Source organism: Kribbella sp. NPDC031520 (assembly GCF_055580825.1).
In genome coordinates, this window is sequence record NZ_JBVIKS010000005.1 from 206,730 (window position 1) to 218,679 (window position 11,950).

General features: G+C 69.0%; 10 protein-coding genes. 5 read left to right on the forward strand and 5 right to left on the reverse strand.

The window, feature by feature from the left end; all coding sequences use genetic code 11:
• Positions 1–2: 2 nt before the first annotated feature.
• Complete coding sequence (locus ACZ5BU_RS26210) at positions 3–908, forward strand: S66 peptidase family protein (RefSeq protein WP_465703058.1); 906 nt, start codon at positions 3–5, stop codon at positions 906–908.
• Here the strand turns inward: ACZ5BU_RS26210 and ACZ5BU_RS26215 are convergent.
• From ACZ5BU_RS26215 to ACZ5BU_RS26235, 5 genes are all read right to left on the reverse strand, one after another.
• Positions 880–2,658 (reverse strand): S9 family peptidase, encoded by a 1,779-nt coding sequence (locus ACZ5BU_RS26215; RefSeq protein ID WP_465703060.1) that lies wholly within the window; start codon positions 2,656–2,658, stop codon positions 880–882. The two genes, ACZ5BU_RS26210 and ACZ5BU_RS26215, sit on opposite strands and share 29 nt — an antisense overlap.
• Before the next feature lie 52 nt (positions 2,659–2,710).
• Positions 2,711–4,489 carry an ABC transporter ATP-binding protein gene (locus ACZ5BU_RS26220; protein ID WP_465703062.1) on the reverse strand — a complete coding sequence of 593 codons (1,779 nt, stop codon included), beginning with the start codon at positions 4,487–4,489 and terminating at the stop codon, positions 2,711–2,713.
• Positions 4,486–6,246, reverse strand: a complete 1,761-nt coding sequence (locus ACZ5BU_RS26225) for an ABC transporter transmembrane domain-containing protein (RefSeq protein WP_465703064.1) — start codon at positions 6,244–6,246, stop codon at positions 4,486–4,488. The genes ACZ5BU_RS26220 and ACZ5BU_RS26225 overlap by 4 nt, the downstream gene beginning before the upstream one ends.
• 118 nt (positions 6,247–6,364) lie before the next feature.
• Positions 6,365–7,099, reverse strand: coding sequence for a hypothetical protein (locus ACZ5BU_RS26230; protein ID WP_465703066.1), 735 nt, complete (start codon positions 7,097–7,099; stop codon positions 6,365–6,367).
• 94 nt (positions 7,100–7,193) lie between these two features.
• Positions 7,194–8,207, reverse strand: a complete 1,014-nt coding sequence (locus tag ACZ5BU_RS26235) for a GTP pyrophosphokinase (RefSeq protein ID WP_465703068.1) — start codon at positions 8,205–8,207, stop codon at positions 7,194–7,196.
• Positions 8,208–8,357: 150 nt separating this feature from the next.
• Between ACZ5BU_RS26235 and ACZ5BU_RS26240 the strand changes: the two genes are divergently transcribed.
• The 4 genes from ACZ5BU_RS26240 to ACZ5BU_RS26255 are packed head-to-tail and all read left to right on the forward strand — an operon-like array spanning position 8,358 to position 11,944.
• Positions 8,358–9,551 carry an ATP-binding protein gene (locus ACZ5BU_RS26240; protein ID WP_465703070.1) on the forward strand — a complete coding sequence of 398 codons (1,194 nt, stop codon included), beginning with the start codon at positions 8,358–8,360 and terminating at the stop codon, positions 9,549–9,551.
• A gap of 48 nt (positions 9,552–9,599) precedes the next feature.
• The gene (locus ACZ5BU_RS26245; protein ID WP_465703072.1) at positions 9,600–10,451 is read left to right on the forward strand and encodes a DUF3152 domain-containing protein; all 852 of its coding nucleotides are present in this window, start codon (positions 9,600–9,602) and stop codon (positions 10,449–10,451) included.
• A gap of 30 nt (positions 10,452–10,481) precedes the next feature.
• Positions 10,482–11,288: a hypothetical protein gene (locus ACZ5BU_RS26250; RefSeq protein WP_465703074.1), complete on the forward strand. Its 807-nt coding sequence runs from the start codon at positions 10,482–10,484 to the stop codon at positions 11,286–11,288.
• Positions 11,285–11,944: an alpha/beta fold hydrolase gene (locus ACZ5BU_RS26255; RefSeq protein ID WP_465703075.1), complete on the forward strand. Its 660-nt coding sequence runs from the start codon at positions 11,285–11,287 to the stop codon at positions 11,942–11,944. Before ACZ5BU_RS26250 ends, ACZ5BU_RS26255 begins: the two co-directional genes overlap by 4 nt.
• Positions 11,945–11,950 lie beyond the last annotated feature (6 nt).

The window sequence follows — 11,950 nt, forward strand, 5'->3', positions numbered from 1 at the left end:
GCGTGAATGACGTGGTGCTGCCGCAGCGGCTGCGAAGTGGAGACCGGGTCGCTGTGGTGGCGCCGTCAGGGCGCGTGGACGGAGCACGGCTCGCGACAGGCGTGGAGTACGTACGGTCCTGGGGCCTCGAGGTCGACGTGATGCCCTCGGTGCTGGCCGGTGACGAGCGGCTGCGGTACCTGGCCGCAGACGACAAGGCCCGCGCTGCGGACCTGCGGAACGCGTGGCTCGACCCGCAGTACGCCGCGGTGTTCTGCGCGCGCGGTGGGTACGGCGTGCAGCGGATGATCGAGTACGTCGACTTCGACGAGCTGGTCGCCGTACCGAAGTGGTTCCTCGGGTTCAGCGACATCACCGCGCTGCACGAGCCGTTGAATGCTCGTGGTCTGGTAACGCTGCACGGGCCGATGGCTGCTGCTGTCGAGCAGCTGGCCGTGAAAGAGGGTCGTGAGCGGCTAAGGGCATTGCTGTTCGAGCCGGAGACCGTCACAGACCTCTTGCACGGTTCCCGCACGGTTGTTGGGGGCGTGGCAGAGGGCCGGTTGCGTGGTGGCAACCTGGCGCTGCTGGCGTCCAGTGTCGGTACGCCGACGTACGCGCCGCCGGCTGGTGTCGTCGTACTCGAGGAGGTCAACGAGGAGGCGTACCAGGCGGACCGGCTGCTCACGCAGCTCCTGCGGGCCGGATGGTTCGACCAGGTGACTGGGCTGGTCATCGGTGACTTCAGCCAGGGCGGCGTAGGCCTCGACGACACGATCCGCGAGCGGCTCGAGCCGCTCGGCCTGCCGATGGTGGAGGGCGCGGCGATCGGGCACGAGCCGCTGAACCTCGCCGTACCGCTCGGTTTGCCGGTACGGCTCGACGCGACCGCCGGGACACTTACTCCAGGTGGTCTCGCAGGAAGCTGAACGCCTGGGGGTACGCGTCCAGCCGGTTGTTGAGCTTGGCCAGGCCGTGGCCCTCGTCCGGGTACACAAGCAGCTGGCAGGGTACGCCGCGATTCGTCAGCGCCTCCGTGATCTGCTCTGCCTCGGACAGCGGCACCCGCGGGTCGTTGGCGCCGTGGATGACGAACAGCGGCGCCCGGATGTCGTCGACCCGGCTGAGCGGGCTCGCGGACTCCAGGAACTCGCGGTCCGTGGCCAGGTAGCCGTACTCGCGCTCCCGCATCGCCCGGCGGTAGTCCGAGGTGTTCTCCAGGAACGTCACCAGCGAGGCGATGCCGACGATGTCCACACCCGCCGCCCACAGATCCGGCTGGAACGAGACGCCGGCCAGCACCATGTACCCGCCGTACGAGCCGCCCCACAGCGCCGCGCGCTTCGGATCGGCGTCGATCGTCGGCAGCCACGCGTTGATAGCGGCCAGGTCCTTGACCGAGTCGAGCCGCAGCTGGCGGTCGTCCAGCGAGTACCAGCGCTTGCCGTAGCCGGCCGAGCCCCGGACGTTCGGTACGACGACCGTGTGGCCCTCGCCGGCCAGCGCCGAGATGATCGGGCTCCACATCCGCAGCGCGGCGCCTTCCGGGCCACCGTGCACGTGGACCACGGTCGAGCCCAGGTTCGGAGCGGTCGGCCGGAAGACGAACACCGGCACCTGCTCGCCGTCGAACGACGGGACGCGCAGGCTCTCCGGGTGCTCCAGCTCGGCCGGTACCTCGACCGTGTCGATCGCGGTCAGCTCGCCGTTCGGCACGAACCGGTACACGGTCGGCGGCTGGATCGGGGAGTTGTAGGTGATCGCCGCGAACGACCCGTCCGGCGACCAGATCGGGTCCGGCGTCGCGTACATCAACGCGGCGCAGCCGCCGTCCGGCAGGCCGACCGGTGCGATCGCCGTACCGTCCTCGAGCCGGTGCAGTGCGAGCGTCACCTCGCCGTCCTCGAGGACGGCGACCAGTTGGTGCTCGCCGTCCGGTGACGGCCACGCGGCGAGGTCGCGTGCGTCGTCCGCCAGTACGTCGGTCCACGCCGCGTCGGCCACGTCGTACCGGCGGATCGCCTTCCGGTCCCGGCCGGCGTCGCTGGAGACGACGAACGCGGACGAGTCCGGCAGCCATGCCACTGGGCCTTGGTCGTTGTGGTCGTCCTCCGGCGTCAGCTCGGTGACCGAACGGCTCGAGGTGTCGACGAGGAGCAGTTGGATCGAGTTCGCGGGGCTGGAGGCCTTGGAGAGTACGACCCACTTGTCGTCCGGCGACGGGTCGACGCCCATCACCCAGCCGCCGGCGTCGTACAGCACGGTCTCGCGGCCGGTCACGAGGTCGCGGGTGACCAGGTCGAAGTCGATGCCGTTGCGGCGGTTCGTCGTGTAGAGGATGCGCCCGGTGCGCGCGGCGACCAGGTGGTGGATGTACTCCGCGTCGTGCACCAGCGGGGTCAGCGCGGGCAGTCCCGAGTCGGTCAGGTCGAGCATCGAGAGCTGACCGCGCTCGTTGCCGCCGGCGTCGTGCTCGACGACGACCCGGCTGCTGCCCGGGACGAACCGGGCGCCGCGGCAGGTGTCGTCGAGGTCGGTCAGCGCACGCCAGGTCCCGTCGGGCGCGACCTCGTTGACCTGGCGGGTGCCGGTGCCGTCGTACAGAACCAGCATCCGGCCGTCGTCGTCGATGTCGAGAGCCAAAGTGGTGGGCAGCGAAAACAGCGTTGTCAGCAGCACCCCGCAATCCTCACACGACAGGGGGTGCCCGGGGCTTCCGCCGGGCACCCCGTCAGCGGTCGCCGTGCCAGGAGTGCCAGAGCGCGGCGTACGCGCCCTGGGCGTCCACGAGCTCGTCGTGGGGGCCGAGCTCGACGATCTTGCCGTCCTCGACGACCGCGATCACGTCCGCGTCGTGCGCGGTGTGCAGCCGGTGTGCGATCGCGACGACAGTCCGGCCTTCCAGGACGGTCGCGAGCGAGCGCTCCAGGTGACGAGCCGCGCGCGGGTCCATCAACGAGGTTGCCTCGTCCAGGACCAGCGTGTGCGGGTCAGCCAGCACCAGCCGGGCCAGTGCGACCTGCTGAGCCTGCGCAGGCGTCAGTGAGACCCCACCGGACCCCACCTCCGTGTCCAGCCCGTCATCGAACCCCGCAACCCAGCCGTCGGCGTCAACCGACCGCAGTGCGGCCCACAGGTCCGCGTCGGACGCGCCCTGCCTGGCCAGCCGCAGGTTGTCCCGCACGCTGCCCACGAACACGTGGTGCTCCTGGTTGACCAGGGCAACGTGGCTGCGCACCTGCTCCGCGGACATCCGGTCCAGCGCCGCACCACCCAGGGTGATGTCGCCGACGCGTGGCGAGTAGATGCCGGCCAGCAACCGGCCCAGCGTCGACTTGCCCGCACCGGACGGGCCGACCAGCGCCACCCGAGCACCCGGCTGAACGGTCAGCGTCACGCCGTGCAGCACGTCGCGACCCTCCAGGTACCCGAAGCGGACGTCGTCGGCCAGTACGGTCCGCCCGTCCGGCTCGGCGTCACTGATCTCCGCGGCCGTCTCCACCTCGCGTACGCCGACGAGACGGGCCAGCGACACCTGCGCCACCTGGAGCTCGTCGTACCAGCGGATCATCATGTTGACCGGCTCGACCAGCTGCTGGATGTAGAGCGCGCCCGTGGTCAGTGCACCGACCGTGAGCCAGCCCTGGATCGCGAACCCGCCACCGATCACCAGCACCGCCGCGAGCGCGACCGTGTGCGTCATGTTGATGACCGGGAACAGGATCATCCGCAGGTACAGCGTGTACCGCTCCCAGGCGACCCACTGGCCGATCCGGGTGTCACCGAACTGGATCCGGCGACCACCGAGCCGGTGCGACTCGACGGTCCGGCCGGCGTCGACCGTCTCGGCCAGCGCCGACGCGACCGCGGCGTACCCGGCCGCCTCGGACCGGTACCCCGACGGCGCGCGGCGGAAGTACCACCGGCCGCCGATGATCAGGATCGGTGCCGCGATCACGACCGCGATCGCCAGCGCCGGTGCGGTCACGACCAGCGCGCCGATCAGCAGTGACGCCCAGATGATCGCGATCGTCAGCTGCGGTACGGCGTCGCGCATCGCGTGCGACAGCCGGTCGATGTCGGTGGTGATCCGGGACAGCAGGTCACCGGTCCCGGCGCGCTCCAGCACGCCCGGTGGCAGGCCGACCGCGCGGACCAGGAAATCCTCACGGAGGTCCGCGAGCATCTCCTCACCGAGCACCGCACCGCGCAGCCGGGTCAGCCGGACGAACACGGTCTGCACCGCCAGCGCGATCACGAAACCGATCACGACGGAGGGCAGCTTCACGTCGGTGTGGCCCTCGGACAGCTTCTGCACCACGTTGCCGAGCAGCCACGGGCCGACCATGCCGCTCAGCGCTGCCACCGTGTTCACCACGGTCAGCCACAGGAACTGACGCCGGTGCCGGCGGAACAGCGTCTTCACGTAGGCACGTACGGTCGCGCCTTGCGCCACCGGCAGCCGCACTACCTCCTGCGGGGCTGCCGGGTCGTACTCAGGGCGCTTCACAAGGACTCCTCGTACGTTGCTTCTTCTTCACGGGTTACGACAGCGCGGTACTGCGCGTTGCCGTGCAACAGTTCGTGGTGCGTACCAACCGCGGCCACGTGGCCGTCCGGTACGAACACCACCCGCTCGGCGCGGTCCAGCATCAGCGGGCTCGACGTGAACACCACGGTCGTACGTCCGTGCCTTAGTAGCCGCAGACCGTCCGCGATGCGCGCCTCGGTGTGCGCGTCCACCGCACTCGTCGGCTCGTCCAGCACGAGCACCTGCGGGTCGACGTACAACGACCGCGCCAGCGCCACTCGCTGGCGCTGGCCACCGGACAGGGACCTGCCCCGCTCGGTCAGCACCGCGTTCATCGCGTCGGACTCACCGGCAGGCAGCGTCTGCCGCAGTACGTCGAGGATGTCCTCACACTGCGCTGCGTCCAGCGCGGTCTCCGGGGAGACCGCACCACTCGCTGGTACGTCGAACAGCTCACGCACCGTCCCTGACAGCAGCACCGGGTCCTTGTCCTGCACCAGGACGACAGTGCGCGCCGACTCGAGCGGGAGGTCGTCCAGCGCGACACCGTCGAGCAGTACGGACGCCTCGTCGGTAGCGGTCGGGCTGTGACCACCCAACCGGTCGGCCAGCAGACCGCCGGCATCAGGGTTGCCACTGACGACCGCGGTGAAGCTCCCGGACGGTACGTGCAGTCCGGTGACCGGGTCGAGCAGATCACCTTCGGGCAGCTGCGCCTCGGCGGTGGCCTTGGTCTCGTCGGTGCGCTTCAGCGACAGCACCCGTGCGGCCCGGCGCGCCGACACCTTCGAGAAGATGAACGCGCTCGCGGTCTCCTCGAACGTGTGCAGCGGCACCAGCAGGAACGTGATGAAGCCGTACGTCGTGACCAGCTCACCGACCGAGATGCGGCCGGACGTCACCAGCCGGACACCCATCCACACGACGAGCACCAGGAACAGGCCGAACAGCAGCACCTGCAGCGCCGCGATCAGCGACCACATACGCGCACTGCGCACCGCACTGCTCCTGTACTGCTGGGAGGCGTCGCGGTAGCGCTCCAGGAACAGCTGCTCACCACCGATGCCACGCAGTACGCGCAGACCGGCGACGGTGTCTGCCGCGAGCTCGGTGGCCCGGCCGCCCTTGGCCCGCTGCTCGTCCGCGCGGCGCTCCGCCGGACCCATCAGCGGGACGATCGAGAACGCCAGCACCGGTACGGCAACGGCGACGACCAGGCCGAGCTGCGGTTCGTAGAACAGCAGGCCGATGACGACCGCGAAGCAGGTCAGCAGCGCGGCCACGAACCGGCCGAGCACCTCGACGAACCAGCCGATCTTCTCGACGTCGCCGCTGCTCACGGCGACCACCTCGCCGGCAGCGATCCGGCGGGTGAGGAGCGAGCCAAGCTCCGCGGCCTTGCGGAACAGCAGTTGCTGCAGGCGGGACGCAGTACTGATCCAGTTCGTGATGACGGCCTGGTGGAAGAACGAGTCGGCGCCGGCCTTGGCTGCACCGAAGGCGAGCAGCAGGACGCCGGACAGGATCAGCTTGGGCCAGGACAGGTCGATGGCCGCCTGCACGGCCAGCCCGACCGCGACCGGAGCGGCGGCGATACCGCCGAAGTACACCAGTCCCCAGAAGACCGCGAGGGCCTGCCCGCGAAGCTGCTGGTGCTCCAGCCAGAGGATGAGTCGGAGGCCGGACCGGGTATCGGGCACACCCGGATCGGCGAACGGAATGAGGCGCAACGACATGACGTCTCGCAATGAGGCATAGAAGGATGGCAAAGGGGCCTGACCAGGCGAATAGAACAAGCCTAGGCGGCCCCGCCGACAGTCCGTCAAACCGTTTTCCCGGCCGGCCGGGAACCGTTCAGTAGCCGGGGCGGGGTATTAGTGCTGCTTCGGCTCGGCTGTGTTGCCAGAGCGTCGACAGGCCCTTCTTGTTGAAGCGGCGCCGTACCCGCCGCTGTCCCATGACGAACAGGACGAGCAGGACCAGCCAGAGCAGGAACGGCACTCCGGCCCCGCCGAAGACGGACAGGAACGCGATCGGCAGCGCGAGCCCGACCAGGTACAGCACGAACACGATCTGGAGTGTCTGCGAGAGCATGATCTTGAAGACCTGCTGGTCGTTGACGTTCTGCTGGTTCGTCGTGTGGTTGAGCACCGCGAACGTGAAGACCTTGCGGCCCTTCACGGCGGTCCAGAAGCTGACGATCTGGCCGGGCCAGGCGCTGACGTTGAAGTTGACCACCTCGACGTTCGCCGGCCGGCCGTCGGCCAGCTTCAGCGCCAGCTGGTCGTAGACGTTGGTGTTGACCGACGTCCACATCCCCGGGACCGAGGAGCCTGCCGGAAGGCTGTACGAGGTGGTGGTGATCGTCTCGGTGTGCCGCCGGGATGCCATCACCTCGCCGGTCACGTGCCAGAGGTGCCAGCCCCAGTACCTGCCCGTGAACCTGGTCGCGGCGGCATTGACCTGGAGTGGCAGCCACATCAGCACCACGTAGGCGATGAGCGGCAGGCAGATCACCAGTGTGATGAACGTGAAGGCGATTACCTTGACCGAAGTACTACTGCTCGAGTCCGTTGCCGATGGATCCATGGCGCGTGTGTCCCGTCCCCCATCGTGGCGGAAAACCGCCACGCCCTCCCCTTGGGCTCAGTATGGCCTCATCGCCCGGACTTACAAGAGCTGGTCAGACGGTGGTGATGCCGGCTCGGGTCAGGGCTTTGAGGCGGCCTTTGAGGATCTTCTGGCGGCGGTCTTCATCTGGGAACAGTTCCAGGTAGGCAGGGCCTTTGGCGGCGAGTAGGTCGTCGTCCAGGCGGCGTACTGTGCCGGCAGGAGCGCGGTGAGTCATGGCGGCTTGTACTGCTTCGCTGTCGATGCCTGTGAGGAGTTCGGTGAGCTGCTCCTCGGTGGTGACGCCCAGGCGGTGCAGGATGCCCAAGATCCACGTGTAGTGCGTCGTCTTCGCATGCGGAGCGTCCGGGTAGCGGCGGTTCAGGTACGTCGTCAGCGTGGCCGTCGTGAGGTCCAGCGGCGCCTTGTCCGACGCGGTCGCGGCCAGCTCGCGGTACAGCCGGTCGATCTCGGTGAACTCGTTGTCGGCCAGCTCCATCAGCGCGGCCGCCAGCAGGAACCGCCGGTCGAACTCCGGCTTGCGATCCGGCGGGATGTCCAGCTTGTACCGGATGTCGTGCTCGAACTCGGCCCACGCGTGCTGGACCGCCGTACGGACCTGGATCTCCATCACCAGGTTCTTCAGTACGGCGTACTCCGGGAGCTCGCGGCGGTGCTCGTTCAGCCGGACCAGGTAGTGCTTGCTGGCGTACCCGAAGACGCCCTGCGCGCGGGTGTGCGCGCCCATGTCGGTGTGCTCGACGATCTCGAACTCTTCCTCGATCACCTCGCACACCCGGTCCACGGCCTCGACCAGGAACGTGATCACCCGGGCCGCGACCAGGTCGGTGATCTGGTTCAGCGGATCGTCGTACTTCGGCCGCGAGGGATCATCCGGGTGCGGCTTCGAGGCCTTCACCAGGAACGACTCCGGGTCCTTCGCCCGCGCGGTCGCGCTGAGGTAGTTGATGCCTTCCTCTTCGCCGATCAGCTCGTTGATCAATGCCTCGAGCTTGCGGGCGCCACCGACGTACTGCTGGTGCACCCGCTCGTACAACGCCCCTGCCTGCGGAGCCCACTCCACCATGCCGGAACCATAGTGGTCTTGGGCTCGCTCGTGGTGTCTATCGCTTTCTAGTCATTTCACTAGAGAGTCGTAGACAGGGTGAGCGACACGCTCTGGCCGTTGATCGGTCAATCTACGGAAAACCGTAGACGGGCTCATACAGTGAAAGCCATGGATCCGATCCGGAATCCCTATGCGCCCGGCGCCGGTCAGCGGCCGCCTGAGCTGGCCGGACGCGACACCGAGGTGCGGCAGTTCGAGGTAGTACTCGAACGTGTCGCGGCAGGCAGACCGGAGCGGAGCCTGGTGCTCAGCGGACTCCGGGGCGTGGGCAAGACGGTCCTGCTCAACACGCTGCGATCACAGGCGATCAAGCGCGCGTGGGGTACCGGGAAGATCGAGGCCCGACCGGACCAGAGCATCCGGCTGCCGATCGCGCAGGCGCTGCACACCGCGATGCGCGAGCTCGGCCACCGGCACCGCGACGACGAGAAGGTCGACCAGTTCAGCGCCGTACTGAAGGCTTTTGCGCTGCGTACGGCGGCCAACGACCGGAAGGGTATCCGCTGGCACCCGCCGGTGGACGTGGCCGCGGCGAAGGGCCGGGCCGACTCCGGTGACCTGGAGATGGACCTGATCGAGCTGTTCACCGACGCGGCCGACCTGGCCGGCGACCTGACCGTCGGCGTCGGCCTGTTCATCGACGAGATGCAGGACATCAGCGCCGACGACCTGTCCGCGCTGTGCGCCGCCTGTCACGAGATCTCCCAGCAGAGCGCGCCGCTGGTCGTCGTAGGCGCCGGCCTGCCGCACCTGCCCGCCGTACTGTCCGCCAGCAAGTCCTACTCGGAGCGGCTCTTCCGCTACATCCGCGTGGACCGCCTCGCCCGGGACGCGTGTGACCGCGCGCTGATGATCCCCGCCGAGAGCGAAGGAGTGCAGTACGACGAGGAGGCCCTGGACGAGCTGTACGCGCAGACCGACGGCTACCCGTACTTCGTACAGGCCTTCGCCCACTCCACCTGGGACCACGCCCCGACCTCACCGATCACCATCAAGGACGTCGCCGTAGCCGCCCCCGAGGCCTCCGCCGAGCTGACCGTCGGCTTCTTCGGCTCCCGCTACGAACGAGCCACCCCCGCCGAACGCGAGTACATGCGCGCCATGGCCGAACTGGGCATCGGCGTCGACGACGGCTCCGTCCCCACCTCGGAAGTAGCCAGCACCCTCAACCGCAAACCCCAGTCCCTGTCCCCCGCCCGCGACGGCCTGATCAAGAAAGGCCTGGTCTTCTCCGCCGAACGAGGCACCGTAGCCTTCACCGTCCCCCACTTCGGCAAGTTCCTCCGCACCCGAACGGCTTAACGCAACCGGGCTTTCGTGCGTCGGCAGCAATCGGTAGGGTCGAGTGTCATGACCTCCCGGCGGCGCGGCCAGCAGGCGGACACGTCTCGGCGGCGGGGTGGGCGGCACGGGCGGCGGAAGGCTGTTCGTGGGCAGTGGCTGGTGGTCACGGCGCTTGCGGTGCTGGGGACTGTGGTCGTGGCGCATCCGGATGTGGCTCATCGCAACAGTCTTGCGGCGCAGGCGGTTGCGGGGGTCAACGATGTGGCGGACGAGGAGCCGGTGGCGTCGGTGACTCCGACGCCGGTGCCTACGCCGACGCAGAAGTTCACGACCCCGTTGCGGCCGGCGCCCTCGCTGACGCGGAAGCCGAAGGGTGCGAAGCCGAACGTGCTCGTGTCGACCGGGAAGCTCGCCGTGGTGCCTGGGTTCAACAAGGCGAGCGGTGTGCGGGACAAGTTCACGTACCGGGTTGAGATCGAGCAAGGCATCACGGTTAACGGTGCGGCGGTCGCAGCGGCGATTCACAAGACGCTGACGGATCCGCGCGGCTGGCAGACGCTCCACCCGGTCAGCTTCGAGCGGACCGACAATCCGGACGCCGACCTGCGGATCATCCTCGCCACGCCGACGCTGACCGACAAGCTCTGCCTGCCACTCGACACCGGCGGTGAGGTCTCCTGCCGCGTCGAGGACCGGGTCGTACTCAACGCGAAGCGCTGGATCTACGCGATCCCGGCGTACAACGGCAACGTCGAGCTGTACCGCAGCTACCTGGTCAACCACGAGGTAGGGCACGCGCTCGGCCACGGTCACTCGACCTGTACGACGCCGAAGACCCCCGCGCCGGTGATGATGCAGCAGACCAAGGGCCTGGCCGGCTGCCTACCGAACCCCTGGCCGACAGTGAAGGCCACCTGAGAGACTGGGTACGACGGGAAGGAGCAGCAGATGTCGTCACAGGACTTCCCGACGTACGGCCGGGGCCAGGACCCCGACAAGCGGCCGCCCGGCGAGGAGCACCACTACGCTCCGCCCACGCCGTACGGCGGTGGCAGCTACGCCGGCGGTCAGCAGCCGCCGCAGGAGCAGTTCCCGTACGCGCAGCCCCAGCCGTACGGCAGCCAGCAGCCGCCGGCGCCGACCAACCCGGCGTACCACCAGCCACCGGCCTACCGCCCTGGGACCCCGTTCGGTACGCCGGCCAACCCGCAGCCGCACGAGCTTCCGACGTACGGCCGCGAGACACCACGTGACGCCCGCGCGTCCCGCGTGGTCGGGCTGGCAACGTTCATCGCGACGATCTACGGACTGCTGGTCCTGACCGTCCAGCGGGTCGCGCTCCGCGAGATCTCCCAGGCGCCGGGCTCACCGCTCAACCACCCGCTCCGCACCGACGTGCTCGACGCCATCGGCCAGCTGATGCTGGTGGTCGTCGGCGCCGGTGCGCTGGTGATGTGGCTCCGGGACGTCCTGGCCCGCCGCAAGGCCGGTCACAACCCCGGCCCCGCCGAGCTGGTCGGTCTCGGCCTGGTCGGGGTGTCCGCGATCCCGATCCTGGTCTGGCTCGTGATGGTGCTGTCCACGGGCCTCGGCGGCAACGACGGAACGGTGTACCGGCTGCCCACGGCGTACGGCTGGGGCGGTTTCGGCCTGCTGCTCCTCGCCGTCGGCTTCTTCCTCGGGTACCGCGAGCTGAAGCCCGACGTACCGAACCCGGTCGTCAAGGCGCCACCGGCCAAGGCTCCCTGGGAGTGAGCGCTCCAGTCGTCCTCGTACCAGGGCTCGGCCTCGGCCCGGAATCGTACGCACGGACAGTAGAGCACCTCATCACGCAGTACCACCTGGTCACTCTCCCCGGGTACGGCGAACCGGCTGGCGCCCGGGAGGACCTGCACCCCCGCGCGCTCGCAGTAGCGCTCGCGGACAAGATCCGTGAGCGGGCCGTCCTGGTCGGCCACTCCGCGAGCTGTCAGATCGTCGTCGAGACCGCGGTTCGCTACCCGGAGCTCGTCCACGCGCTCGTCCTGGTCGCGCCGACCGGCGACGTGCGGTTGTCGAGCTGGGTCGACCGGGCCGTCCGGCTGGTCGGGTCCGCGATCCCGGACGCGCCGAAGCTGGTCCGGATCAGCCCGCAGTACGCCCGGACGACGCTGCCGACGATCGCCCGCGCCGGGGAGGCGTCGCGGCACCACGACCTGGCCGCGGTCATCTCCCAGGTCCGGGCGCCGGTGGTCCTCGTCCGCGGCCGGTTCGACCTGATGTGTACGGCGGAGTGGCTCGAACGGCTCGCGGAGCTCAGTCACGGTGAGGCCCGCACGCTGGACACGGGGTCGCACATGCCGGTCGTCACGAACGGTCCTGAGCTGGCCGTTCTCATAGAACGAGCCGCCGCTCTTCCCGAAACCAGCTGACGCGTT

Bases quoted from the DNA above. Each gene is read 5' to 3' on its own strand.
- ACZ5BU_RS26225 (WP_465703064.1), bottom strand. From the start codon at position 6,246: ATGTCGTTGCGCCTCATTCCGTTCGCCGATCCGGGTGTGCCCGATACC.
- ACZ5BU_RS26230 (WP_465703066.1), bottom strand. From the start codon at position 7,099: ATGGATCCATCGGCAACGGACTCGAGCAGTAGTACTTCGGTCAAGGTA.
- ACZ5BU_RS26235 (WP_465703068.1), bottom strand. From the start codon at position 8,207: ATGGTGGAGTGGGCTCCGCAGGCAGGGGCGTTGTACGAGCGGGTGCAC.
- ACZ5BU_RS26240 (WP_465703070.1), top strand. From the start codon at position 8,358: ATGGATCCGATCCGGAATCCCTATGCGCCCGGCGCCGGTCAGCGGCCG.
- ACZ5BU_RS26245 (WP_465703072.1), top strand. From the start codon at position 9,600: ATGACCTCCCGGCGGCGCGGCCAGCAGGCGGACACGTCTCGGCGGCGG.
- ACZ5BU_RS26250 (WP_465703074.1), top strand. From the start codon at position 10,482: ATGTCGTCACAGGACTTCCCGACGTACGGCCGGGGCCAGGACCCCGAC.